Below are 25,963 nucleotides of genomic sequence, written 5' to 3' on the forward strand. Positions count from 1 at the left end.
ATCCAGTCGGCTTTTGCTTTGTGTTCAACCGCACGCATTGTTCGGATAACAGCGTCCGAAAAATAGTGAACTTAACTATTCCCTTGCCACGCGAGGGGCTCTCGCGAGTCAACAGAAATATCCGGACTCGGACGCAAGTTTTCCGTTTGACCGGCAGGGTCGGCTGGCTAGTTTAGGGCTCTCAGCGCCCTTCCAGTTTTTGGAAAAAAACGGTGGCGGCAGAACCCTGCGTTCTGCTGACTAAGCCCCCGTGTGCGTGGAGAACCGGTCGTTCGCCTTTGGGGGGCGTGCGGCGGGACGAGCGGTTTTGACCAGGTACGAGGCGGTGGACGAATGACAATCAAGGGTGGGGTGGCGAGCCAGGACTTCTCGGCTGCGATTCCAGCGGTTGCCTGCGAGTCCGCTGGCGGCGTCTGGCACAAGGTGTGCCTGACTCTGAAGCGCGAGCTGGGTGATGCGTCTTTCGGCTCGTGGATCGCGCCGGCTCTGTTGCGCGAAGGTCCGTCCGGCGATGTGGTTCTGGTCACCCCGACCGGTATTGCCCGGGACTGGATCCGTCGCAGCGCCTGGCGTCGCATCAGCGAACTCTGGATCGCCCATGACCCGACGGCCCGTCGCATTGACCTGAAATCCCGCCTGGAATTCGAAGCCTCGGCTGGCGCCTATGTCGATGCGGCCAAGGCTGAACCGATCGAGATCGTTCTGCCGGTCTCGACCGATGCGCCCAGCCTGGCCCCGGTTCCGACCGGCAAGCCTTCGCGGACCCAGGGTCTGCAGGAGCGCTTCACCTTCGAGACCTTTGTCCCGGGTCCCGCCAACGAATTTGCCCATGCCGTGGCGCGCCGGGTGGCGAGCTGGGCCGATGGTCACTTCAATCCGGTTCTGTTCCACGGCCCCTACGGCTTTGGCAAAACCCACCTGCTCAACGCCCTGGCCTGGGAGGCCATGCGTCAGGCCCCGACCAAGCGCGTGGTCTATCTGACCGCCGAGCGCTTCCTGTCGACCTTCGTGCGCGCCGTGATGGATCGCCAGACGGCGGCCTTCAAGGAAGAGCTGCGCGCCGCCGACCTGCTGATCATCGACGACGTGCATTTCATCGCCGGCAAGCAGTCCACCCAGGAAGAACTGTTCCACACCCTGACCGCCCTGGTCGAGGAAGGCCGCCGCGTCGTGTTCTCGTCGGACCGTCCGCCCTCGGCCATGACCGAGATGGACGCGCACCTGCGCTCGCACCTGTCGGCAGGCCTGGTCTGCGGCCTCGAGCCGGCCGACCGTTCGCTGCGCATGGGCATCCTGGAGCGCAAGATCCAGACCCTGTCGGCCGCCCACGGCTCCGAGCCGACCATGCGGCCCGACGTCCTGCAGTTTCTGGCCGACCGCTTCACCGACAGCGTCCGCGAGCTGGAAGGCGCGCTCAACACCCTGTCGGCCCGGGCCGGCGAGGGCCTGTCGCGCCTGACCCTCGACGAGGTCCAGGCCATCCTGCGGCCGCATCTGCGGGCTGGCGAGAAGCGCATCACCATCGACGACATCCAGAAGGCCACCGCCGACCACTACGGCATGAAACAGGCCGACCTGCTCAGCGAGCGCCGCAACCGCGCCGTGGCCCGTCCGCGCCAGGCCGCCATGTGGCTGGCCAAGCAGCTGACCACCCGCTCCCTGCCCGACATTGGCCGTCGCTTCGGCGGTCGTGACCACACGACGGTTCTGCACGCCGTGCGCCGCATCGAGGCCCTTCGCCTCGAGGACAGCGCCCTGAACCACGACCTGGAGGTCCTGACGCGCAAACTGCGCGGCTAGGTCGCCCCGGAGGCTGACACCGGTTTCCGTTGCGTCAGCCTTGAGTCCGGCATCAGATTGAAAAGGGGTCGCCTGGCCGGGCGGCCCCTTTTTTTGGGCGACCCTGCCGTCAGGGCAATGGCGGTGCTGTTAACCGGAGACCGGTGTTTGACCACCTGCCCCGATTTGGCGACACTCGTCCCGGGGGCAAGAGGGGCGCTGCATTGACTGACGAGACAAGGCCGTTGCGGACCCGCAAGTCCCCCCGCGCCCCTGCGCCGACCACTCCGGACCCTATCGAGATCGCCATGGAGGCCAAGGCCTCGGGCCGCGATCCCGTGGGTTCTGCCGAGCAGTTACTTCTGAGTCAGAACCGGCTGATCGGCTGGCAGATCGCCTCTGAACGGGCCGGCTTTGCCCTGAAGGTCCTGACCGGCCTGGCTGGCCTGATCGCGCTGGTCGCGGTTCTGGCGCTGGTCTGGAGCGCCAGCCAGTATCGCGGCGTGACCATCAAGCCCTTTTCCGTGCCCCCTGAGATGGAGGCCCGGGGCCTGACCGGCACGGTGGTGGCCGAGCGGGTTATCGACCGCCTGGCGCGGCTGCAGGCCGCCACGGGGTCGACGCGGACCGGAGCCCGCTATTCCAGCGGCTGGGGCGAGGTCGAGGTCACCATCCCCCAGACCGGCGTTTCGGCCACCGAGCTGTGGAAGTTTCTGCGTGGATGGCTCGGCCAGGAGATCGAGGTCTCCGGCGACATCGTCAAGGCCGGGACCGAGGTCCAGTTGAGCGTTCGGGCCGACCGGACGTCCGCGCCCCTGATCCGGGGCCCGGAAGCCGATCTTGAAGGTCTGCTGGACCGGGCCGCGGAAGCCCTGTTCGCCGAGACTCAGGCCTATCGCTACGGCGTCTATCTGATGCTTGAAGGCCGGCGGCTTGAGGAGGCCCAGGCGGTTTTCCAGCGACTGGCCCTGGACGATGACAGGGTCGAGCGGAAATGGGCCCTGGTTGGGCTCACCAACGCCTATTTGCGACAGGGCAATCTGGACAAGGGCCTGAAATCGGCCGGGGCTGCTGTCGCCGCGGACAGCCGGTTTGCGCTCGGCGTATCCATCTTCGCGCGCAGTCGCTATTTCGCCGGTCACTGGGAGACCAGCTATCAGACCAATGCCCGCGTCGCGTCGCTCGCCCAGGGGTCAGACGAGTTTGATCGCGATCGACTGGAGAACTTCAAGGTCGAGCACCTCGCCCTCGATGCTCGCTTCCGGCATGACCACAACCACGCCCTGGAGATCCTTCAGCGCTTCGGGAAAAAAGATGTCCAGCGCAATCTCAATCACCTCTGGCTGGCTGCGGGTCAGAAGATCGCCCTTCACCGTCCCAGCGAGGCGATGACCGAGGTGGCGGGGTCGCTCGGCAGTCCCGCCGAGGCGCTTGACGAGATGCGCCTGTCGCTCGCTGAGCGACTGGAGCGGCAGGACTGGGCGGGTGCTGTCGCACGGTATCGCTCGATCCAGGAGGCCCATCCGGAACAGCGTTTCAGCGTTTCCGGTCGCTACTTTAACGATGAAGGCCCCACGGCCTATGCCATGGCCCGGCTGGGGGACCTTGACGGGGCCCGGGCGCTGCTGGCCCAGGGACGCCACGACAGCTATCCGATCACCATCGCCAGGGCCCAGGTGGCGGCCCTCAGCGGTGACGTCGCGGGCTCGGAGCGCCTCTTCGTCGCGGCGACGGAACGGGCTCCCAGTCTTGCCGATGCCCATTTCGCCTGGGGTCAGGCGCGGCTGGAACGGGGGAATGCGGCGGGCGCGATCGCCGTCCTGAAGATCGCCGCCGAGCGCGCGCCGCGCTGGGCCGATCCCCTGAAGGTCTGGGGCGATGCCCTGGTTGCTGAGGGCCGCCACAAGGACGCTATCCGTCAGTACCAGGCAGCGGCCCGCCGGGCCCCGCAATGGGGTGCCCTGCATCTGGCCTGGGGCCAGGCCCTGGTCGCCCAGGGCCATGAGGGCAAGGCCCGGGACCGCTGGCGTGCCGCAGCCGGCATGGACCTCAGCGCGACCGACCGCGCAACGGCTTCGCGACTCCTGGCCTCCTGACCGGGCCGTTCTTCACTCCGCCCCCGCCCGCCGCAGGGTCAGGTTGATCCGGCCGCCGCCGGGGACCAGGCTGGAGGAGCCGGCGATCACCCGGTCGACCCCGTGGAAGGCCATCCGGGCCGGGCCGGACAGGCGGAGGACGTCGCCGGAGGCCAGTTTCAGGCTACGGGTCGGGTCCTTGCGCGCTGTGCCGCCGAAGCGGAACACCGCCGTGTCGCCCAGGGAGATCGACAGCACCGGAAAGCGCGGATCGGCCTCGTCGCGGTCCTGGTGCAGGCCCATGCGGGCCGTACCGCGATAGAGATTGACCAGACAGGCATCCGCAGGGACCTCGGGGTCGCCCAGCTGGGCCCAGAGGTCGAGCAGGACCCCGGGCATGGCCGGCCACGGCCGGCCGGTGGCGGGATGCTGTCCGGCATAGCGATAGCCCGTCCGGTCACTGACCCAGCCCAGGGCCCCCAGGCTCGTCATGCCCACGCTCATCGCCTGGCCGGAGGCCGTTTCATAATGGTCGAAAGGCGCCGCCTCGGCGGCCGCCAGCACGGTCGCGACCAGGGCGGACTGGGCGGTGGGCGTCAGCAGGCCGGGCCAGAGGTCGAGGCCCGGGATGATGGTGAGCGGCTGGATCATTACGTATATTTAACGCGCCTGACGGGAGTGCAGGGTGTTGTTTCGCGAACCGGCCAGTGGGGTCGGGCCAAAAGTTCCAGTCCAGGTCTGTACATGCGTCGTCTTTTGTCTTCCGCGGCGGCCGCCGCGCTCATTTTCGCCGCTGGAACCGCCCTGGCCGCGCCGACCGCAGGGGCCGCCACGGCCGCCACCGTCACGACCCAGCTGCCGCGCAATGTCGTCCCGTCCCACTATGATCTGGCCTTTACCCCTGATGTCGAGGGCATGACCTTCAAGGCCCGGGTCAGGATCGCCATCACGGTGGTCGAGCCGACCCGCACCATCACCCTGCAGGCCGCCGATCTGACCTTCACGAGGGCCGAGCTGGCCGGGATCGGGGCCGCCAGCATCAAGGTCGATGACGAGGCCCAGACCGCCAGCTTCACCTTCGACAAGCCCTTGGCCAAGGGCCGGTACGAGCTGGCCATCGACTATGCCGGCAAGATCTACACCCAGGCCGCCGGCCTGTTCGCCCTCGACTACGAGACCGAGACCGGCAAGAAGCGCGCCCTCTACACCCAGTTCGAGAATTCCGACTTCCGTCGCTTCGTGCCCTCGTGGGACGAGCCCTTCTACAAGGCGACCTTCCGCGTCGAGGCGACGGTCCCGACCGGCCAGATGGCCCTGGGCAACATGCCGGTCGCGGCGAGCACCGACCTCGGCGGCGGCAAGACCCTGGTCAAGTTCGCGACGTCGCCGAAGATGTCGACCTATCTGCTGTTCTTCGGCCTCGGCGAGTTTGACCGGGCCTCGGTCAAGGTGGCCGGAGTCGATGTCGGGGTGGTCACCAAGAAGGGCGATACGCCCAAGGCGGAGTTTGCCCTGAAGTCGGCCGCCGACCTGCTGCCCTGGTACAATGACTATTTCGGCGTGCCCTATCCGCTGCCGGCCCTCGACAACATCGCCGCCCCGGGGCGCAGCCAGTTCTTCAGCGCCATGGAGAACTGGGGCGCGATCTTCACCTTCGAGTACGCCATGCTGCTCGATCCGAAGATCTCGACCCAGACCGACAGCCAGCGGGTCTTCACGACCGTAGCCCACGAGATGGCCCACCAGTGGTTCGGCGATCTGGTCACCATGGCCTGGTGGGATGACCTGTGGCTGAACGAGGGCTTTGCCTCCTGGATGGAGGGTCGGGCCACCGAGCACTTCCATCCCGAGTGGAACGCGGCCCTGGCCGCGGTCGGCGGCCGCGAATATGCCATGAGCCTCGATGCCCTGAAGACCACCCATCCTGTGGTCCAGCACGTCGAGACCGTCGACCAGGCCAGCCAGGCCTTTGACGGCATCACCTACCAGAAGGGTGAAGCGGTCATCCGCATGCTCGAGGCCTATGTCGGGGCCGATGCCTGGCGCGCCGGCGTGCGCACCTACATGAAGAAGCACGCCCACAGGAATACGGTCAGCGATGACCTGTGGCGCGAGATCGAGGCTGCCGCCGGCAAGCCGATCACCGACATCGCCCATGACTTCACCCTGCAGCCGGGCGTGCCGCTGATCACCGTCAGCGACCAGACCTGCACGGCCGGCAAGGCCACCCTGAGTCTGACCCAGGGCGAGTTCAGCAAGGACCAGCCCAACAAGACGCCCCTCGCCTGGCGGGTGCCCGTCACGGTCAGGGCGGTCGGCGGCGGTGAAGCCAAGACCCTGGTCGTCGGCGGCAAGGGCAAGGTGACGGTCGATGGCTGCGGCCCGGTGATCGTCAATGCCGGCCAGAGCGGCTATTACCGGACCCTGTATGGCCCGGAGCGGTTCGGCGGGGTGGTGGGCAGCTTTGCCAGCCTGCCGGCCATCGACCAGCTGGGCGTGATGTCCAATACCTGGGCCATGGGCCTGTCCGGCTATCAGCCGGCGACGGACTTCCTCGACTTGGCCAGCGCAACCCCGGCCTCGGCCGATCCCCAGGTTCTGTCCAAGATCGCCGGGGTGTTTGAAACCATCGACGGCTACTATTCGGGCCTGCCCGCCGAAAAGGCGGCCTTCCGCAAGATCGCCCTCGCCCGCCTCAACCCCCTGTTCGCCCAGGTCGGCTGGACGCCGAAGGCCGGCGAGCCCGACACGGTGGCCATCCTGCGGGGCGAGCTGATCGGGGCCCTGGGCGGCATGGGGGATCCGGCGGTGGTCGCCGAGGCCCGCCGGCGCTTTGCGGCCGACAGGACCGACCCGTCGGCCATTCCCGGCCCCTTGCGCAAGGTGATCCTGGCGGTGGTGGCCCAGCATGCAGACGCCGCCACCTGGGATGCGATCCGGGCCCAGGCCCAGGCCGAGAAGACGCCGCTGATCCGCGCCCAGCTCTATGCCCTGCTGGCGGCCGCTGACGACAAGGTCCTGGCCCAGAAGGCCCTCGACCTGGCCCTGACCGCCGAGCCGGGCGAAACCCTTTCGAGCACCATGATCTCGCAGGTGGCCGGCAGCCACCCGGACATGACCTTCGACTGGGCGGTGGCTCATAAGGCGGCGGTCAACGAAAAGGTCGATACCACCTCGCGCACCCGCTTCATCACCGGCCTGGGGGCCGGATCGTCGGACCCGGCCATGGCCGACCGGATCCGGGCCTATGCCGCCGCCAATCTGGCGGAAGGCTCGCGCAAGGAGGCCGACAAGGCCGCCGCCGCCGTGCTCAACCGGGTGTCGATCCGCGAGAACCGTCTCCCGGCGATCACGGCCTGGGTAAAAAAGACTGGCGGCTGATCGCCGCCCTGCATCAAAAGCGGGAGGGTCGCACCCAGCAGGTGCGGCCCTTTTCCATTGTTCAGCTTGAAGATTCCCCTTCGCAAGATGAGGGAATGGACTTGCGGGGCGCTGCACATCCCCCATATCGGCTTCCAAGCGGGGTTGACGGGCTCGTCAACTTCGAGGAACGCACTCTGCCCGTCCGACATCAGTCCGCCGGGCGAGGATTGGATCAACCGTAGGAAGTTCGACCAGACGGGGACGGAGCGAGAAAAACCGGGGCGCTTGCGTCTAAGGCCCTTGTCACCGCCGTCCGCCATTCAGGAGCGACAGGTTCGTAATATGAGCAAGATTATCGGTATCGACCTTGGCACCACGAATTCGTGCGTGGCCATCATGGACGGCAAGACCCCGAAGGTCATCGAGAACGCCGAGGGTGCCCGCACCACCCCGTCGGTGGTGGCGTTCCTCGAGGACGGCGAGCGCCTGGTCGGCCAGCCCGCCAAGCGTCAGGCCGTCACCAACCCGACCAACACCCTGTTCGCGATCAAGCGCCTGATTGGCCGCAACGCGAGCGATCCGGTGGTCGAGAAGGACAAGGGCATGGTGCCCTATGACATCGTCAAGGGTCCGACCGGCGACGCCTGGGTCAAGGCCCAGGGCAAGGACTATTCCCCGCAGGAAGTCTCCGCCTTCATCCTGCAGAAGATGAAGGAAGCCGCCGAGACCCATCTGGGCGAGCCGGTGACCAAGGCCGTGATCACCGTTCCGGCCTATTTCAACGACGCCCAGCGTCAGGCCACCAAGGACGCCGGCAAGATCGCCGGCCTGGAAGTCCTGCGCATCATCAACGAGCCGACCGCGGCTGCTCTGGCCTATGGCCTGGACAAGAACGACGGCAAGAAGATCGCCGTCTATGACCTCGGCGGCGGCACCTTCGACGTCTCGATCCTCGAAATCGGCGACGGCGTCTTCGAGGTGAAGTCGACCAACGGCGACACCTTCCTGGGCGGTGAAGACTTCGACCTGCGGATCGTCGACTACCTGGCCGACGAGTTCAAGAAGGAGCAGGGCGTCGACCTGCGCAAGGACAAGCTGGCCCTGCAGCGCCTTCGCGAAGAGGCCGAAAAGGCCAAGAAGGAACTGTCCTCGACCGCCCAGTACGAAGTGAACCTGCCCTTCATCTCGATGAATGCGTCGGGCCCGCTGCACCTGAACATCAAGCTGTCGCGCTCCAAGCTGGAAGCCCTGGTCGAAGACCTGATCGCCCGCACCATCGGTCCGTGCGAACAGGCCCTCAAGGACGCCGGCCTCAAGAAGAGCGACATCGACGAAGTGATCCTGGTCGGCGGCATGAGCCGCATGCCCAAGGTCCAGCAGGCGGTGCAGGACTTCTTCGGCCGCGAGCCGCACAAGGGTGTGAACCCTGACGAGGTCGTGGCCCTCGGCGCCGCCGTTCAGGCCGGCGTTCTGCAAGGCGACGTCAAGGACGTGCTGCTGCTCGACGTGACCCCGCTTACCCTGGGCATCGAGACCCTGGGCGGCGTGTTCACCCCGCTGATCGAGCGCAACACCACCATCCCGACCAAGCGCTCCCAGACCTTCTCGACCGCTGACGACAACCAGTCGGCCGTGACGATCCGCGCCTTCCAGGGCGAGCGTCCGATGGCCGCTGACAACAAGTTCCTGGGTCAGTTCGACCTGCAGGGCATTCCGCCGGCCCCGCGCGGCATCCCGCAGATCGAGGTCACCTTCGACATCGACGCCAACGGCATCGTCAATGTCCATGCCAAGGACAAGGCGACCAACAAGGAGCACTCGATCCGCATCCAGGCCAATGGCGGCCTGTCGGATGCCGACATCGAGCGCATGGTCAAGGAAGCCGAGGCCAACAAGGCGTCGGACGAAAAGAAGAAGGCCCTGGTCGAGGCCAAGAACCAGGGCGAGGCCACGGTCCACGCCACGGAAAAGGCCATGGCCGAGCACGGCGACAAGGTGTCGGGCGATGACAAGACCGCCATCGAGACCGGTCTCACCGATCTGAAGACCGCGCTGGAAGGCGAGGACGCCGAGCTGATCAAGACCAAGACCGACGCCCTGCGCCAGGCCTCGATGAAGCTGGGTGAGGCCATGTACGCCGCCCAGCAGGGTTCGGGTGACAGCGATGACGCGGCCGACGACGGTGTCGTCGACGCCGAGTTCGAGGAAGTCGACGACAACAAGCCGGCAAACTAGTCGTCATGGGCGCGCCGCGGAACGAATCCAGTCTGGTCGTTCCGCGGCCGCCAACGGCGGATCCGCGCGGTTGTGACGCCTTGCGCCCCGCGATCGAAAACCCCACCTCTTTCCCTATCAACGCCTCTCCCGTGGGCCTCTTGGGCGCCAGACGCTGACGATGCGCGACTATTACGAAATCCTGGGCGTGACCCGGACCGCCGATGATGCGGCCCTGAAGTCCGCATTCCGCAAGCTGGCGATGGAGCACCATCCCGACCGCAATGGCGGCTGCGAGGAATCGACCGGTCGGTTCAAGGAAGTCAACGAGGCCTATAGCGTCCTCTCCGACCCCCAGAAGCGCGCGGCCTATGACCGCTTCGGCCATGCCGGCGTCAATGGCGGCGGCGGGGGTGGCCAGGGCGGCTTCGGCGGTGACGCCAGCGATATTTTCAACGACGTGTTCGGCGATGTGTTCGGCGAGATGTTCGGTGGCGGCCGTCGCCCCTCGAACGGCCCGCAACGCGGCCAGGACCTGCGCTACGACCTCGAGATCACCCTGGAGCAGGCCTATGCCGGTGCCGAGGTCGAGATCAAGGTTCCGGCGGCCATCACCTGCGAGGTCTGTGACGGCTCGGGCGCCAAGCCCGGCACCAGCCCGACCGTCTGCGGCACCTGCGGCGGTCACGGCCGTGTGCGGGCGACCCAGGGCTTCTTCGCAGTCGAGCGCGGCTGCCCGCGCTGCGGCGGTTCGGGCCGCCTGGTGCTCGATCCCTGCCAGACCTGCAGTGGCCACGGCCAGGTGCGCCGCGAGCGCATCCTGTCGGTGCGCATCCCGGCCGGCGTCGATGACGGTGCCCGCATCCGCCTGTCCGGTGAGGGCGATGCCGGGGCCCGCAGCGGGCCGCGCGGCGACCTCTACATCTTCCTGTCGGTGATCCCGCACGAACTGTTCGAGCGCGACGGCCTGGACCTGCTGTGCACCGTGCCGGTGCCGATGACCGTGGCAGCCCTGGGCGGCGAGATCGACGCCCCCTGCCTGATGGGCGGCGAGGATTGCGACGGGGCCTGCAAGATCCCGGTCAAGGTTCCGGAAGGCTCCCAGACCGGCAAGACCGTCCGCCTCAAGGGCAAGGGCATGCCGTCCCTGCGCAGCCGCCAGCGCGGCGACCTGGTGGTCGAACTGTTCGTCGAGACCCCGACCCACCTGTCGGCCCGGCAGAAGGAGCTCCTCAAGGAGCTGGCCGGCCTGTGCGACGACAAGCAGAACCCCAAGTCGGCCAATTTCGTCGGCAAGGCCAAGCGCTTCTGGGAAGAGGTTACCGGGAGCTAGAGGTCGCGGCTGCGTTTACCCGCGACCGAGAACACCAGCCCCAGTATCGCGAAGGCGATCGCCCCCACGCCCGCGATCAGCAGGACATCGCCGGAATCGAGCGGCGCGAGCGATGGTCCGGCGCCTTTGGGCCCGGCGGCGGTCGCGGTCTTGAGCCGGGACCAGCTGTCCTGCGGCATCTGGAACACGATCGGGATCGTCACCTCGGGAGTCTTGGCCGCATAGCCGGCAGGGGGCGGCAGCATCCGGAATTTCTGGGACAGGGCGACGGCTGCGACGCCGAAATCCTCGCCCTTCGGGGTTTCCGAGATCACCTGGCAGTTTCCCAGGCGGCCGTCGGGACCGACCTGGCACTTGATCACCGCCTTGCCCTCGACCCCGTGGCGCTGGGCGTGGGCCGGATAGGCCCATGCCATGTCTTCGCCCGTCGGCTTTTCCAGCCAGTCGGGCTTGTAGCGGCCCATGACAGCGGGGCGCTCCGGAACGGCGCTGATCGCCTCTGACGCTGACATGACCGACCCCCACAACCCCATGGCGATCTGGCATGAAGTCAGCGCGAGTGGCAATCGGCATAATCCCTTAACGAAGCCAGCGACGCGCTGTAGGTTCCGCGCCGATGAACGCCCCCGCCGCTCCTGCCCTCCAGACCTATGACGCCACCGGCGCGACGCCGGTGATGGCGCAGTTCTTCGAGATGAAGGCGCGGCAGCCGGACGCCCTGATCTTCTTCCGGATGGGCGATTTTTATGAGCTGTTCTTCGACGATGCGATCGCGGCGGCGGCGGCCCTGGGCATCTCCCAGACTTTCCGGGGGACGCATAATGGCGAGCCGATCCCGATGGCCGGGGTGCCGCAGCACGCGGCCGAGGCCTATCTGTCGAAACTGATCCGCCAGGGCTTCAAGGTCGCCGTCTGCGAGCAGATGGAAGACCCGGCCGAGGCCAGGAAGCGCGGCTCCAAGTCGATCGTCCGCCGCGACATCGTCCGGGTGGTGACGCCGGGAACCCTGACCGAGGAGGGCCTGCTCGACGCGCGCGGGGCCAATCGCCTGGCCGCCGTGGCCGTGCGGGCCGGACAGGCGGCCGTGGCCAGCGTCGAGCTGTCGACCGGCGAGGTCGAGGTGTTCTCGGTCAGCAAGGACGGGGTGGCCGCGATCCTTGCCGCTCTCGCCCCGTCCGAGACCCTGGTCGCCGACCGGCTGCTGTCGGACGAGACCCTGTCCCAGACCCTGAAGATCTGCGGCGGCCTGATCCAGCCCATGCCCTCGGCCCTGTCCGAGCCCCAGGCCTCGGAGGCACGGGTCAAGCGGCTCTATGGCGTCGAGACCCTCGACGGCTTCGGCGGCCTGTCCCCGGCCGAGATCGGGGCCCTGGGCCTGATCGCCGCCCATCTGGACATGACCCAGGCCGGCAGGCTGCCGGCCCTGCGGGCGCCGCGCCGCGCCGCCGATGCCGATGTCATGGCCATCGACCCGGCCACCCGCGGCAGTCTCGAGATCGACCGCACCCAGGCCGGTGACCGCAACGGGTCTCTGCTGGCGGTGATCGACCGCACGGTCAGCGCCGGCGGAGCCCGCCTGCTGGCCTCGCGGCTGGCGCGGCCGCTGCTGGATGTCGCGGCCATCGATCAGCGCCTCGACGCGATCCAGTGGTTTGTCGAGCATCGGTCCCTGCGCCAGACCCTGCGCGAGACCCTGAAGGGCTCCGGCGACATGGCCCGCGCCCTGTCGCGCCTGGCCCTGGGCCGGGGCGGGCCGCGCGACCTGGGCTGCCTGCGCGACACCCTGAAGACCGGCCAGGCCCTGGCCGCCCTGGTCGCCGGCTCCGGCAATGCCCTGACCTCGCCGCCGTTCGAGCTGGAACATGCCTTCCGCGCCCTGACGCCCGACCTGCATGAGGGTCTGGCCGGCTTCCTGGCGGCCCTGGAGGCCGGGCTGGGTCCCGACCTGCCGGCCCTGGCCCGCGACGGTGGCTTCGTCGCCGCCGGGGTGCGCGAGGAGCTGGATGAGGCCCGGGCTCTGCGCGACAACAGCCGCAAGGTGATCATCGCCCTGGAGGCCCAGCTGGCGGCCGAGAGCGGTGTGCCCCTGAAGATCCGCCACAACGGGGTGCTGGGCTATTTCGTCGAGGCCACGGCCGGGAAGGCCGACCCGCTGTTCCAGCCGCCGCTGAACGCCACCTTCATTCACCGCCAGACCCTGGCCAACCAGGTGCGCTTCACCACGGTGGAGCTGGCCGATCTCGACGCCCGCATCGCCCAGGCCGCCGAGCGGGTTCTGGCCATGGAGGTGGCCGCCTTCGAGACCTGGCGCGAGGTGGCCCGCCTGCTGGCCGACGCCATCCAGATCGCCGCCGAGGCCCTGGCGCGGCTGGACGTCGCCGCCGCCCTGGCCGAATGGGCCCAGGACAGCGGGGCCACGCGTCCGGTCGTCGACCGTTCCCTGGCCTTCGACGCCCAGGCCGCCCGCCATCCGGTGGTCGAGGCCGCCGTCAAGCGGGCCGGCGATCCCTATACGCCCAATACCTGCACCCTCGACGCCTCGGGCGAGACGGCGGCGCGCCTGTCGATCGTCACCGGGCCGAACATGGCCGGCAAGTCCACTTTCCTGCGCCAGAATGCCCTGCTGGCCATACTGGCCCAGTCCGGCTGCTATGTGCCCGCCGTCCATTTCCGGCTGGGGGTCGTCGACCGCCTGTTCAGCCGCGTCGGGGCCGGTGATGACCTGGCCCGCGGCCGCTCGACCTTCATGATGGAAATGGTCGAGACCGCCGCCATACTCACCCAGGCCACCCCGCGCAGCCTGGTGATCCTCGACGAGATCGGCCGGGGCACGGCCACCTATGACGGCCTGGCCATCGCCTGGGCCTGCGCCGAGGCCCTGCACGACACCAATCGCTGCCGCGCCCTGTTCGCGACCCACTATCACGAACTGGCGACCCTGGAGGAGCGGCTGGACCACGTCTCCAACCTCTCCCTGCGGGCCAAGGAGTGGAACGGGGATCTGGTCTTCCTGCACGAGGCCGCGCCCGGACCCGCCGACCGCTCCTACGGCGTGCAGGTGGCCAAGTTGGCCGGGGTGCCGGCCCCGGTGGTGGCCCGGGCCCGCGAGGTGCTGGATCGCCTCGAGTCCAAGGCCGAATCACCCGCCCGCCTCGATGACCTGCCGCTGTTTGCCATGAGCCAGGCCCTGTCGGCGCCCGTCCAGGCGGCGCCCAGTGTCGTGGATACGGCCCTGAAGGACCTGGATATCGACGGAATGTCGCCGCGCGAGGCTCTTGAGGCGCTATATCGCCTTAAGGGACTGCTCAAGGCTTAGCGGGTACACCATATCCCCATCATGCCCCGTCGCCTTCGCCCCACCCCGCTGGAACATGTCGTCGACGGCCACGCCCTGCGCGCCCGTCTGTCGGCCGCCGCCCTCGATGCCCTGGGCGACGAGGCCGCCCAGCGCGCCCGCGCCATCGAGATCCTCAAACAGGCCCTGTTCCGCGGCCGGATGATCGCCAAGGAGCGGTTGGAAAACGGGGCCGGCGGGCTGGAGACCTCGCGCCTGCTGAGCGGAGTCACTGACGAGGTGATCACCGCCCTCTATGACTTCACCACGGTCCACGTTTTCCGGGCCCGCAACCCGACCGAGGGCGAACGCCTGTGCCTGCTGGCCGTCGGCGGCTATGGCCGCCGCACCCTGGCCCCGTTCAGCGACATCGACCTGCTGTTTCTGCGGCCCTACAAGCAGACGCCCCATGCCGAGAGCGTCATCGAGTTCATGCTCTATGCGCTGTGGGATCTCGGCTTCAAGGTCGGCCACGCCTCGCGGACCGTCGAGGAATGCGTGCGCCTGTCGCGCGAGGATTTCACGATCCGCACCTCGATCCTCGAGGCCCGCCGCCTGACCGGCGACGAGCGCCTGGCCGCCGATCTGAAGAAGCGCTTCCAGGACGATGTGATGAAGGGCACCGGAGCCCAGTTCGTCGCCGCCAAGCTGAAGGAGCGCGACGACCGCCAGGCTCGGGCCGGGGCCAGCCGCTATATGGTCGAGCCCAATGTCAAGGAAGGCAAGGGTGGCCTGCGCGACCTGCACACCCTGATGTGGATCGCCGAATATCTGCATCCGGTGGACCGCCCGGAGGACGTCTTCAAGCTGGAGGTGTTCGACCGGCGCGAGGCCAAGGCCTTCATCCGCGCCTTCGACTTCCTGCATGCCGTGCGCGCCCACCTTCACTTCACCACCGGCCGGCCCGAAGAGCGCCTGACCTTCGACCTGCAGCCCGAGATCGCCCGCCGCATGGGCTATGGCGACCGGGGCGACGCCCCGGCGGTCGAGCGCTTCATGCGCCGCTACTTCCTGATCGCCAAGGAGGTCGGGGCCCTGACCCGCGCCTTCTCGGCCAAGCTGGAAGCCGACAATTTCAAGCACGAGCCCAAGGGCATTTCCCGCTTCCTGCCCGGCGGCGGCCGGCCCAAGCGCAAGGCCCTGGATGTCGAGGGCTTCTATGAGGACGGCGGCCGCCTGAACATTGACGGCCAGGACGTGTTCGAGGCCGATCCGGTCAATCTGATCCGGCTGTTCCGGATCGCCGACGAGCGCGATCTCGACCTGCATCCTGACGCCTTCACGGCCGTGACCCGCAGCCTCGGCCTGATCACCTCGCGGGTGCGGCGCGACGAGGAGGCCTGCGCGGCCTTCCTCGACCTGCTGGCGCGCGGCAAGCGCTCCTATCGCACCCTGACCCTGATGAACGACGCCGGGGTGCTGGGCCGGTTCATCCCGGAATTTGGCCGCATCGTCGCCCAGATGCAGTTCAACATGTACCACTCCTATACGGTGGACGAGCACACCCTGCGGGCCGTGGGCGTGATCGGCGACATCGCTGCCGGACGTCTGGCCGACGACCATCCCCTGGCCGTTTCGATCATGCCGCTGATCGAGGACCGCGAGGCCCTGTTCCTGGCCATGCTGCTGCATGACACCGGCAAGGGCGGGGTGGGCGGTCAGGAAAAGGCCGGGGCCCGCAGCGCCCGCAGCGCCTGCGAGCGCCTGGGCGTCGACCGCCTGAAGGTCGAGCTGGTGGCCTGGCTGGTCGAGAACCATCTGGTGATGAGCGACTTCGCCCAGAAGCGCGACGTCTCCGACCCCGGCACGGTCGCCGCCTTTGCCCGCATCGTCGAGAATCCCGAGCGCCTGCGCCTGCTGCTGGTCATCACCGTCGCCGATATCCGCGCCGTGGGGCCGGGGGTCTGGAACGGCTGGAAGGGCCAGCTGCTGCGCGAACTCTACAACGCCACCGAGGCCGTGTTCCGCGGCGGCCGGGGCAGTGACGCCGCCGCCAGTGTCCAGCGCCATCAGGAGGCCGCTGCCGAGGCGGCGCGGGCTACCCTGATCGCCGACGACCCTGCCGCCAAGGGCTGGGCCGCCGCCATGGAGGACGCCTATTTCGGGGCCTTCAACACCCAGGACCTCAAGGACCATGCCGCCCTGGCCCGCCGCGCCGCCATCCAGGGCGGGGCCGCTGCCGAGGGCCAGGTGCGTCCGGGCTCCAATGCCGCCGAGATCGTGGTCGCCGCCAAGGACCGGCGCGGCCTGTTCGCCGACCTCGCCCTGGCCATCTCGTCCCTGGGCGGCAATGTGGTCGGCGCCCGGGTCTTCACCTCGCGCCAGGGCCAGGCCCTCGACGTCTTCTATGTCCAGGACGTCACCGGTGCCCCGCTCGGCTGCGAAAACCCCCGCGCCCTGCGCCGCCTGGCCGACGCCCTGGAAGCGGCCGGTCGCGGCGAGATCATGAGCTTCGAGCCCCGGCGCGGGGCCGAACAGTCGCGCACGGCGGCCTTCACCATTGCGCCCAGTGTCGTGGTCGACAATGAGGCCTCCAACGACGCCACCGTGGTCGAGGCCTCGGGCCGCGACCGTCCGGGCCTGCTGCACGCCCTGGCCCAGACCCTGGCAACGAGCGGCCTGTCGATCCAGTCGGCCCATATCGACGGCTATGGCGAACGCGCCGTCGACGCCTTCTATGTCCAGACAGCCGAGGGCGAGAAACTGACCGAGACCCGCAAGGTCACGGCCCTGAAGGCGGACCTGCTGTCGGCCCTGGAAGCCAATGAGGCCGGGGCGCCGAACACGCGGCCGGGGCTGAAGCGGGCGCGGGCGAGCGTGGCGCGGTAGGGGCGGTGTGTCTACCGGCCGACGCTGCAGGCCCCCTCCTGACCGCTAACGCGGTCGTCCTCCCCCCTGCGGGGGGAAGATGAAACGCGCCGACCTAATCTTCCCCCTCCGGGGGAAGACGATCGCGAAGCGATCCGTAGGGGGCAAGTGCGGGGATTGGGCTAGATCTATCCTCTGAGTTTCCCGAACAAACTCTAGTCCAATCAATGCCTTGCAATAAATCGGAGCGCGCCAGTCCGACGCGCTGAATCCGCCCGCATAATCAGTCTCACCTGACAGCACGGGAAGGGCGTCCGGCCGGCGACCAGCGACGGCTGTCAGGGGTGATCGAGCGGGGCCACCGGTCGGACGAATGTCCGTGCCGGCGCGCTTAATGCGAGGGCGGTGGACGTAAATCCGCCCATCGGGGGCAAGCCAGGGCCTCCGCCCGTCCGAAGGTTCGCTCCGGGTCCCTCCGGAATCGGCGTGGCTGCAGCCCAAGGCTCAAGTCCGTCGCGAGGAGGACAAGGCCCGGGTGGGGCAAAAGGTTGAACCAGACCTGCGCGCCCCGGCCAGAGGGATAACGGTCACGCGGAGCGTCTGTCTTCGTCGAAACGGTACTTGCACATCCCCTCATCCGGGCGAGGCCCGGACGCTCCGCGACCCTTCCCACACCTTCAGCGGTCCTCCGCGTGAAGCGGCCCGGCCGTGTCGGTCGCCCCAGCCCGATTGCTGTCCTCGCCGCGCCGCGTTACGGGTGGCGCGCAACAGGACAGACCCGGTGTCGAGCGTTCCAGATCCACAGATGATCCCCGCCGTGACGGTGTGGTTCGACGGCGATTGTCCCCTCTGCGTTCGGGAGATCGCCCTGATGCGCCGGTTGGACAAACGCGGGGCTATAGCCTTCGAGAACGTGGCCGGCGACGGGAGCTGTCCGATCGACCGGGCCGATCTGCTGGCGCGCTTCCATGCCCGCGAGGCCGGTGGGCCCATGGTCTCGGGCGCGGCCGCCTTCGCCGCCTTGTGGCGGGCCATTCCGGTTTTGGCCCCGTTCGGACAGCTGGCGCGTCTTCCGCCGCTGTTGTGGATTCTGGAACGGGCCTATCGCGGCTTTCTGCGCCTGCGGCCCCGCCTGCAGGCCCTGGTTCGCCGCCTGGATGCCCGCCCGAGCCGAGACGCCGCATGAAGCCCTCATCCCCTATTCCGCCCGTCGTCCTGGCCTATGGCCTGCTGGGCCTGATCCCCTTTCTGGCCCCGCCCCTGGTCGGCTGGCTGCTGCCTGAACAGGCCGCCCTGGCCGGCCGCGCCCTGGCCCTTTATGGCGGCCTGATCCTGTCCTTTCTGGGCGGCGCCCGCTGGGCCCTGGCGGTTCGCGAGGCCCGGGTCGATGGCCGGGTGGTGTCCCTGGCCATGATCCCGACCCTGGCCGCCCTGGCGATCCTGCTCCTGCCGGACGCGATGCGGGCGGCGCAGCTGGCCCTGCTGGCCCTGGCCCTCTTGATCCACGGGGCCTGGGATGTCTGGTCGCGCGGCCTGACCGCCTGGTATCCGCGCCTGAGGCTGGTTCTGACCCTCGGGGCGGTGGCCGGACTGTCGGCCGGGGCCCTGCTGCTTCATGGCTGAGGCCCCTGACCCCTGCGGCCGGCTGGCGGTGGTCGTCGGCGGCACGGGCGGGGTCGGCGCCGCCCTGGCCGCCGCCCTGGTCGGGGATCCGGCCCATGACCGGGTGATCGTCCTGTCGCGTCGTCCCCCGGCCGAGGCCGCGGCGGCGGAGGCCGGGGCGCGGCTGGTCTGGATCGCCGCCGACATTCTCGACGAGGCCAGCCTGGCCGAGGCCGCCCGGCAGATCGGCGCCCTGGGGGTGCCGACCTTGATCCTGATCGCCACCGGCCTGCTGCATGGCGACGGCCTGGCCCCGGAAAAGTCCCTGCGCAACCTGAATTCCGAGGCCCTGACCCGGGTCCTGCAGGTCAATGCCGTGGGCCCGGCCCTGGTGGCCAAGCATCTTCTGCCCCTGACACCGCGCGATCGTCCCAGCGTCCTGGCCGCCCTGTCGGCCCGGGTCGGCAGTATCGGCGACAACCAGCTGGGCGGCTGGTACGGCTACCGCGCCTCCAAGGCGGCCCTGAATATGCTGATCCGCACCCTGGCCGTCGAACATCGCCGCACTCGCCCTCTCGGCGTCTGTGTGGTCCTGCATCCCGGCACGGTGGCGACGGCCCTGAGCGCGCCCTTCCAGACCGGCGTCCCCGACGGGAAACTGTTCACGCCGGTGCAGTCGGCCGCCGCCCTGCTGGCGGTGGTCGCGGGCCTCGGCCCCGAGGCCAATGGCGGCTTCTATGCCTGGGACGGATCTCCGATCGCATGGTGACCTCATGACCGCAGCCGCGACGCCCCGCACCGCCGTGATCGGCGCCGGTATGGCCGGTCTGACCTGTGCCACCGCCCTGCAGGCCGCCGGTCGGACGGTCGTGGTCTTCGACAAGGCGCGGGGTCCGGGGGGCCGAATGTCGACACGGCGACAGGCCCTGGACGGGGGCGAGGTCGCCTTTGATCACGGGACGCCCGCCTTTGCCGCCACCGGCAGCGACTTTCAGGCCCAGGTCGAGACCTGGCGGCAGGCGGGTCTGGTCGCCCCCTGGCCCGCTGCGGGCGAGGGACAGTTCATCGGACTTCCGGCCATGAACGCGCCCCTCAAGGCCATGGCCGCCCTGCTGGAGACCCGCTGGAGCCATACGATCACGGGGCTGTCGCGCGACGGTTCCGGCTGGCGTCTGGTCGGGACGACGGAGGACGAAGGCCCCTTCGACCAGATCGTCCTGGCCCTGCCGGCGGAACAGGCTGCCGTTCTGCTGGCCCCGGTCCAACCCGACTTCGCGGCGGTGGTAGAGGCCGTCCGCTCCGAGCCGTGCTGGACCCTGATGGCGGTCTTTGCGCAACCGGTGCCAAGCCCAAAGGCCGTTCTGACCGGGGGCGCAGGGGTGGCCTATGCCGGGCGCGAGGCCGACAAGCCGGGACGCAGCGGGACGGAGGCCTGGGTGATCCAGGCCGGCCCGGACTGGTCGCGGACCCATCTGGAGCTCACCCCTGAAGCGGCCGTTCCTCTGCTGCTGGCCGGGTTCGAGGCTCTGCTGGGCGAGGCCGCGCCGGTTGCCGTGTCGGCCGTGGCCCACCGCTGGCGCTATGCCCGGCCCCTGGCCGCGGCGCGCGAACCGCTCTGGGACCCGGCCCTGGGGCTCGGGGTCTGCGGCGACGGGCTGGGCGGCGGCAGCGTCGAGGGGGCCTGGCGCTCGGGCCATCGGCTGGCGCAGCGGCTGGTGACCGCATGAGCCGGCGTGCCTTCTCTTGACGCCCTTGCCGCCAGCGCTCAGAAGCCGTCCGTGAACGACACCGCCCCCTCCGACGCCGCCCCGAAAAAAGCCCCCGGCATGATCCGGTCTTCGGCGATCTATTCCGGCCTGACCCTGGTCAGTCGCCTGATGGGCTTTGTGCGCGATCTGGTGATCTCGTATTTCCTCGGGGCCAGCGCCAATTTCGCGGCCGACGCCTTCAATACCGCCCAGATGTTCCCCAACCTGTTTCGGCGGATCTTCGCCGAGGGGGCCTTCGCGGCGGCCTTCGTGCCGGCCTATTCCAAGACCCTGGATCGGGACGGGGCCGAGGTCGCCGACAAGCTGGCGGCCGATGCCATGGCCACCATCGCCGCCTTTACGGTCGGCCTGACCCTGATCTCCCAGGCGGCCATGCCGTGGCTGATGATGGTGATCAGCCCGGGCTTCGGCTTCGGCACCGACAAGTACAAGCTGGCCGTGATCCTGACCCAGATCACCATGCCCTACCTGCCCTGTATGGCGATCGTGGCCCTGCTGTCGGGCGTGCTGAACGCCCGGGGCAAGTTCATCGTCTCGGCCGCCGCGCCGATCCTGCTGAACCTCGTGACCCTGATCGCCGTGATCCCGACCCGCAATGCCCATGACGCGGCGGTGGCGGCCTCCTGGGGCATTCTGGCGGCCGGGGTGTGCCAGGTGCTGCTGCTGGTCTGGGCGGTGCGCAAGGCGGGAGCCACGATCCGCTGGCGGCTGCCGCGCCTGACGCCCGAGATCAAAAGCCTGATCGCCCTGGCCGTACCCGGGGCCATCGCCGCCAGCGCCAGCCAGATCAACATCACCATCTCCGGCGTGCTGGCCAGCCATGTGAACGGAGCGCGGACCTGGCTGGCCTATGCCGACCGCCTCTATCAGCTGCCACTCGGCCTGGTGGGCGTCGCCATCGGGGTCGCCCTGCTGCCGCGCCTGTCGCGGGCCGTGGCGGCCGAGGATCGCCGCGAAGCCCAGACGGCCATGGACCAGGCCATCATCTTCGCCCTGGCCCTGACCCTGCCGGCCGCCGTGGCCCTGTTCAGCATTCCCTATTTCCTGATCGACGGCCTTTTCACCCGCGGAGAATTCACGGCGTTCGACGCCCGTCAGACGGCCAATGCCCTGCTGCACTATGGCTGGGGCACCCCGGCCTTCGTCCTGGCCCGCATCCTGTCGCCGGCCTTCTTCGCACGCGGCGACACCAAGAGCCCGATGCGTTTCGCCTTGGTTTCGGTGGCGATCAATATCGGCCTGGGCCTCGCCCTGTTCCCGGTCATGGGCGTGCCCGGCCTGGCCGCCGCGACCAGTGCCGCCTCCTGGATCAATGTGCTGCAGATGGTCCTGACCCTGAGCAAGCGCGGTGACTACACGCCCAGCGCCATGGCCTGGGGCAAGATCGTGCGGGTGCTGGCGGCCAGCGTCTCACTGGGCCTGATCCTGGCGGCGATGTCGCACTGGCGCGCCGCCATCGAGGCCCCGATCCTGGCCATGGGCGTCGGTGCGGCCAAGGAGCTGGCCATCCTGGCGACCTGCGTCCTGGCGGCGGGCCTCTATCCTGTGCTGTTGCTGCTCTCCGGCGGCGTGACCCTTGCCGAGGCCCGGATGGTGCTGCGGCGCGGGGCGGGGCGCTGACCCGGCTTGCCCTGAGGGGCGCGGAGCGGTAACCAGCGGCCATGGCTTTGATCGGTCCCTTCCCGCCGCGATGGCGCGGCTCCTGCTGACCCTGATCGCCGCATCCCGGGATGCGGTTGGCGTTTCCGCGCTCGCCATTCCAAGTTTCAAGATCCAAGGCTGAAGCCATGACCGACCAAGCTCCCGTCGCCGCCTATGCGGGCCCCGCCCGTGTGCTCTCCGGCGTGCAACCCTCCGGCGCCCTGCACCTGGGCAACTATCTCGGCGCGCTGGTGAAGTTCGCCCGCCTGCAGCACGAGATCGACACCTTCATCTTCGTGGCCGACCTGCATGCCATCACGGTGTGGCAGGAGCCGGCCGCCCTGGCCCAGCAGACCCGCGAGATCGCCGCCGCCTATCTGGCCGCCGGTCTCGATCCGGCCAAGGCCACGATCTTCCCGCAATCGGCCGTGCCCGAGCATGCCGAGCTGGCCTGGATCTTCCAGTGCGTCGCCCGCCTCGGCTGGCTGGATCGGATGACCCAGTTCAAGGAAAAGAGCGGCAAGAACAAGGAACGCTCCAGCGTGGGCCTCTACACCTATCCGGTGCTGCAGGCTGCCGACATCCTGATCTACAAGGCCACCCACGTGCCGGTCGGCGAGGACCAGAAGCAGCATCTGGAACTGACCCGCGACATCGCCGCCAAGTTCAACCACGATTTCAACGCTCCGGCGTTCTTCCCGCAACCCGACCCGCTGATCCAGGGCCCCGGTGCCCGGATCATGAGCCTGCGCGACGGCTCGGCCAAGATGAGCAAGTCCGACCCGTCGGACTATAGCCGCATCAACCTGACCGACGACGCCGACGCCATCGCCACCAAGGTCAAGAAGGCCCGCACCGATCCCGAGCCCCTGCCGGAAACCCTGGAAGACCTGGCCACCCGGCCCGAGGCCGATAATCTGGTCGGCATCTTCGCCGCTCTGGACGGCCGGACGAAGGCGCAGGTTCTGGCCGACTATGCCGGCAAGGGCTTTGGGACCTTCAAGCCGGCCCTGGCCGAGCTGGCGGTCGAGAAGCTGGCCCCGGTGGGTGAGCGCATGCGGTCCCTGCTGGCCGATCCGGCCGAGATCGACCGTATTCTCGCCAGGGGCGCGGAGCGGGCTCGCGAAGTGGCAGCCCCGACCGTGGCCGAGGTCAAGAAACTGGTGGGGTTCTGGGGGGCTTGAAACTCGCCCCCTCCTGACCGCTTCGCGGTCGTCCTCCCCCGTAGGGGGAAGACGAAGCCGTGCTGACCTCATCTTCCCCCTACGGGGGAGGAGCGCCGAAGGCGCGGAGGGGGCAAGTGTTCGCCGACTAGACCCGCTCGGGGATCCGCACCGTCAGGGTCTCGTAACCCTTCACGAAGCTGGAATAGACCCGGCGCGGTTCGTCGAGCACTTCGATCTTCGGGAAGCGCTTGAGGATCTCTTCCCAGACGATCTTCAGCTGCATCTCGGCGAGGCGATTGCCCACGCAGCGGTGGATGCCGAAGCCGAACGACAGGTGGCGGCGGGGGTTTTCGCGGTCGATGATGAAGCTGTCGGCGTTCTCGATCACCGTGTCGTCGCGGTTGCCCGAGACGTACCACATGACGACCTTGTCGCCCTTCTTGATGGTCTTGCCGGCCAGTTCGACGTCTTCCAGAGCCGTGCGGCGCATGTGGGCCAGGGGCGTCTGCCAGCGGATGATCTCCGACACCATCGACGGGATCAGCTCGGGATTGGCCCGCAGCTTGGCTTCCTGTTCCGGATTCTTGGACAGGGCATAGAGGCCGCCGGTCAGGGAGTTGCGGGTCGTGTCATTGCCGCCGACGATCAGCAGGATGATGTTGCCCAGATACTCCATCGGCGGCATGTCGCGCGTGGCCTCGCCATGGGCGAGCATCGAGATCAGGTCGCCGCCGGGCTCGGTGGCATTGACGCGCTCGTTCCAGAGATTGGTGAAATAGGCCAGGCACTCGAGCAGCTCGGCCCGGCGGGCCTCTTCGCTTTCGATCAGGCCGCTTTCCGGCGAGGCGGTGGCGATGTCCGACCAGCGGGTCAGCTTGCGGCGCTCTTCCCACGGGAAATCGAACAGGGTGGCCAGCATCTGGGTGGTCAGCTCGATCGACACCTTGTCGACCCAGTCGAAGGGCTCGCCGATCGGCAGGTCGTCGAGGATCAGGTTCACCCGCTCGCGGATCAGGCCTTCCAGCTTGGCAAGGTTCTGGGGCGAGACGATCGGGCTGACGGTCTTGCGCTGGATGTCGTGCTTGGGCGGGTCCATGGCGATGAACATCGGCAGGACGAAGTCCTCGTCGAAGTTCCGGATGGTGATGCCGCCCAGATGGGCGTCGGACGAGAACACCGCGTGATTGGTGTCGACGGCCATGATGTCGTTGTACTTGGTGACCGACCAGTAGGGGCCCGTCTCCTCGTCGCCCTTGGACCAGTGGACCGGATCCTCTTTCCGCATGCGCTCGAAATAGGGCCACATGGCATCGGCCTGGAACAGGACCGGGTCAGCCACATGGTAGTCCTCAAGGGGAATGGACCAAGCCTTGGCGCGCGCATCGGCGCTCAGATCAATCGAGCCATCGCTCATGGAAGCCTCCCGCAGGTCGTTGTTTTCCGTATCACGCCAGAAAATGACGCCTGTGTCACCTTTCTTTGTCGTGAGCCGGATCTCTTGCGCATGGACGCCCCCGGGTCCATTTGTCCGCCATGTTCATCCAGACCGAAACCACTCCCAATCCCGAGGTCCTGAAGTTCCTGCCCGGCCGTGAAGTGCTGGGTGAGGGCGCACGCGAGTTCAAGACGGCAGCAGAGGCCGAGTCCTCGCCGCTGGCCAAGGCTCTGTTCCAGCTGGGCGACGTGACGCGGGTCTTCTTCGGACCTGATTTCCTGACCGTGACCAAGGATCCCGATGCCGAGTGGCCGCATCTGAAGGCCCCGATCCTGGCCGCGATTATGGACCATTTCACCAGCGGCCGGCCCCTGCTGCTGGATGCCACAGCCAGCGGGCACGATGACGACGGCGTCTATGACGAGGACGCCAGCCAGATCGTCGCCGAGATCAAGGAACTGCTCGACACCCGCATCCGCCCGGCCGTGGCCCAGGACGGTGGCGATATTGTCTTCAGCCGGTTCGAACCGGCCACGGGCGTGGTCTGGCTGCACATGCGCGGGGCCTGTTCGGGCTGTCCGTCCTCTTCGGCCACTCTGAAGTCGGGCGTCGAGAACATGCTCAAGCACTATGTGCCCGAGGTCACCCGGGTCGAGCAGACGCTGTAGCGCCTGGACCTCGGTCTTGATGGCGTGCGCTTGCGCGGCCTCGTCGGATTCCTATATTGTAACTAAGTAAGTTGCTGATAGCCCTCCTGAGGATCGCAAATGGCCAAGCTCGACGCCCCGGCGCTCGCCCAACTGTTCACCGAAGCCCGCACCCGCAACGGCTGGAAAACCGACCCGCTGCCTGAAAGCCTGCTGCGCGAGCTGTATGACCTGGTGAAGTTCGGGCCCACGGCCGCCAACTCCACCCCGGCCCGGTTTGTCTTCGTGACCAGCCCGGACGCCAAGGCCAGGCTGGCGGCTCTGTCCTCCGGCTCCAACGGCCCCAAGATCCTGCAGGCCCCGGCCACGGTGATCATCGGCTATGATCTGGATTTCCCGGAAACCCTCGACAAGCTGTTCCCCCACGCCCCGGGGGCCAAGAACTGGTTCGGCGACCCCGTGGCCAAGGAGTGGGGCGCGTTCCGCAACAGCTCGCTGCAGGGCGGCTATTTCATCCTCGCGGCCCGGGCCCTGGGGCTCGATGTCGGGGCGATGTCGGGCTTCGACAATGCCGGCGTCGATGCCGAATTCTTCGCCGGCACCAACATCAAGTCCAACTTCATCGCCTCGATCGGTTACGGCACGGACGATGGCCTGTTTCCGCGCAGCCCGCGCCTCGACTTCGAGGAAGCGGCACAGATCGTCTGATCGCGACGAACCCTGCGCCATCGGTCGCCTGCGCGGCTGAAGGCGCAGGGTTCTTTTTGTGCATCCGGCGCGCACGCGCTAAACCCCGG

At 68.2% G+C, this 25,963-nt stretch carries 18 protein-coding genes; 15 read left to right on the top strand and 3 right to left on the bottom strand.

Annotation, left to right across the window (positions count from 1 at the left end; all coding sequences use genetic code 11):
* Positions 1–333: 333 nt before the first annotated feature.
* Positions 334–1,800 (top strand): chromosomal replication initiator protein DnaA, encoded by a 1,467-nt coding sequence (gene dnaA / locus AQ619_RS00005; protein WP_062142476.1) that lies wholly within the window; start codon positions 334–336, stop codon positions 1,798–1,800.
* A 203-nt stretch (positions 1,801–2,003) separates the two neighbouring features.
* Positions 2,004–3,875: a tetratricopeptide repeat protein gene (locus AQ619_RS18935; protein WP_166504096.1), complete on the top strand. Its 1,872-nt coding sequence runs from the start codon at positions 2,004–2,006 to the stop codon at positions 3,873–3,875.
* A gap of 12 nt (positions 3,876–3,887) precedes the next feature.
* Here AQ619_RS18935 and AQ619_RS00015 read toward each other — a convergent pair whose 3' ends face one another.
* Positions 3,888–4,505: an alpha-ketoglutarate-dependent dioxygenase AlkB gene (locus AQ619_RS00015; RefSeq protein WP_062142483.1), complete on the bottom strand. Its 618-nt coding sequence runs from the start codon at positions 4,503–4,505 to the stop codon at positions 3,888–3,890.
* Between the two features lie 93 nt (positions 4,506–4,598).
* On the opposite strand from AQ619_RS00015, the gene AQ619_RS00020 reads away from it, so the two are divergent.
* The 3 genes from AQ619_RS00020 to dnaJ all read left to right on the top strand — a co-directional run bounded on the left by AQ619_RS00020 (position 4,599) and on the right by dnaJ (position 10,764).
* The gene (locus AQ619_RS00020; protein WP_062142486.1) at positions 4,599–7,235 is read left to right on the top strand and encodes a M1 family metallopeptidase; all 2,637 of its coding nucleotides are present in this window, start codon (positions 4,599–4,601) and stop codon (positions 7,233–7,235) included.
* Between the two features lie 324 nt (positions 7,236–7,559).
* The gene (gene dnaK / locus AQ619_RS00025; RefSeq protein ID WP_062142489.1) at positions 7,560–9,452 is read left to right on the top strand and encodes a molecular chaperone DnaK; all 1,893 of its coding nucleotides are present in this window, start codon (positions 7,560–7,562) and stop codon (positions 9,450–9,452) included.
* Positions 9,453–9,612: 160 nt separating this feature from the next.
* Positions 9,613–10,764, top strand: a complete 1,152-nt coding sequence (gene dnaJ / locus AQ619_RS00030; RefSeq protein ID WP_062142492.1) for a molecular chaperone DnaJ — start codon at positions 9,613–9,615, stop codon at positions 10,762–10,764.
* Here the strand turns inward: dnaJ and AQ619_RS00035 are convergent.
* Entirely contained in the window at positions 10,761–11,276 is a 516-nt protein-coding gene (locus AQ619_RS00035) for an energy transducer TonB (RefSeq protein WP_166504097.1), read from the bottom strand. The genes dnaJ and AQ619_RS00035 overlap by 4 nt on opposite strands.
* A 104-nt stretch (positions 11,277–11,380) precedes the next feature.
* Here AQ619_RS00035 and mutS point away from each other — a divergent pair, with 104 nt between their 5' ends.
* From mutS to trpS, 8 genes are all read left to right on the top strand, one after another.
* Entirely contained in the window at positions 11,381–14,080 is a 2,700-nt protein-coding gene (mutS, locus tag AQ619_RS00040) for a DNA mismatch repair protein MutS (protein ID WP_062142498.1), read from the top strand.
* Between the two features lie 21 nt (positions 14,081–14,101).
* Entirely contained in the window at positions 14,102–16,927 is a 2,826-nt protein-coding gene (locus AQ619_RS00045; protein ID WP_062142501.1) for a [protein-PII] uridylyltransferase, read from the top strand.
* 784 nt (positions 16,928–17,711) lie between these two features.
* Positions 17,712–18,092 (top strand): thiol-disulfide oxidoreductase DCC family protein, encoded by a 381-nt coding sequence (locus AQ619_RS00050; protein WP_062142504.1) that lies wholly within the window; start codon positions 17,712–17,714, stop codon positions 18,090–18,092.
* On the top strand, positions 18,089–18,529 hold the full coding sequence (locus AQ619_RS00055) for a DUF3429 domain-containing protein (RefSeq protein WP_062142507.1): 441 nt from the start codon (positions 18,089–18,091) through the stop codon (positions 18,527–18,529). Before AQ619_RS00050 ends, AQ619_RS00055 begins: the two co-directional genes overlap by 4 nt.
* Positions 18,522–19,277, top strand: a complete 756-nt coding sequence (locus AQ619_RS00060) for an SDR family NAD(P)-dependent oxidoreductase (RefSeq protein ID WP_062142511.1) — start codon at positions 18,522–18,524, stop codon at positions 19,275–19,277. Before AQ619_RS00055 ends, AQ619_RS00060 begins: the two co-directional genes overlap by 8 nt.
* Before the next feature lie 4 nt (positions 19,278–19,281).
* Positions 19,282–20,235, top strand: a complete 954-nt coding sequence (locus AQ619_RS00065) for an NAD(P)/FAD-dependent oxidoreductase (RefSeq protein ID WP_062142514.1) — start codon at positions 19,282–19,284, stop codon at positions 20,233–20,235.
* Between the two features lie 51 nt (positions 20,236–20,286).
* Positions 20,287–21,897 (top strand): murein biosynthesis integral membrane protein MurJ, encoded by a 1,611-nt coding sequence (gene murJ / locus AQ619_RS00070; RefSeq protein ID WP_062142519.1) that lies wholly within the window; start codon positions 20,287–20,289, stop codon positions 21,895–21,897.
* Between the two features lie 167 nt (positions 21,898–22,064).
* Entirely contained in the window at positions 22,065–23,102 is a 1,038-nt protein-coding gene (gene trpS, locus AQ619_RS00075; RefSeq protein WP_062142522.1) for a tryptophan--tRNA ligase, read from the top strand.
* Positions 23,103–23,229: 127 nt separating this feature from the next.
* Here the strand turns inward: trpS and AQ619_RS00080 are convergent, their stop codons facing one another.
* Positions 23,230–24,498: a cytochrome P450 gene (locus AQ619_RS00080; RefSeq protein WP_062142525.1), complete on the bottom strand. Its 1,269-nt coding sequence runs from the start codon at positions 24,496–24,498 to the stop codon at positions 23,230–23,232.
* 119 nt (positions 24,499–24,617) lie between these two features.
* Between AQ619_RS00080 and AQ619_RS00085 the strand changes: the two genes are divergently transcribed.
* Both AQ619_RS00085 and AQ619_RS00090 read left to right on the top strand, forming a co-directional pair.
* Positions 24,618–25,187, top strand: a complete 570-nt coding sequence (locus AQ619_RS00085; RefSeq protein WP_062142528.1) for a NifU family protein — start codon at positions 24,618–24,620, stop codon at positions 25,185–25,187.
* Positions 25,188–25,286: 99 nt separating this feature from the next.
* Positions 25,287–25,874: a malonic semialdehyde reductase gene (locus tag AQ619_RS00090; RefSeq protein WP_062142531.1), complete on the top strand. Its 588-nt coding sequence runs from the start codon at positions 25,287–25,289 to the stop codon at positions 25,872–25,874.
* The last annotated feature ends 89 nt before the right edge of the window (positions 25,875–25,963 follow it).

It is taken from the genome of Caulobacter henricii (assembly GCF_001414055.1).
In the GTDB taxonomy this organism is placed as follows: domain Bacteria; phylum Pseudomonadota; class Alphaproteobacteria; order Caulobacterales; family Caulobacteraceae; genus Caulobacter; species Caulobacter henricii.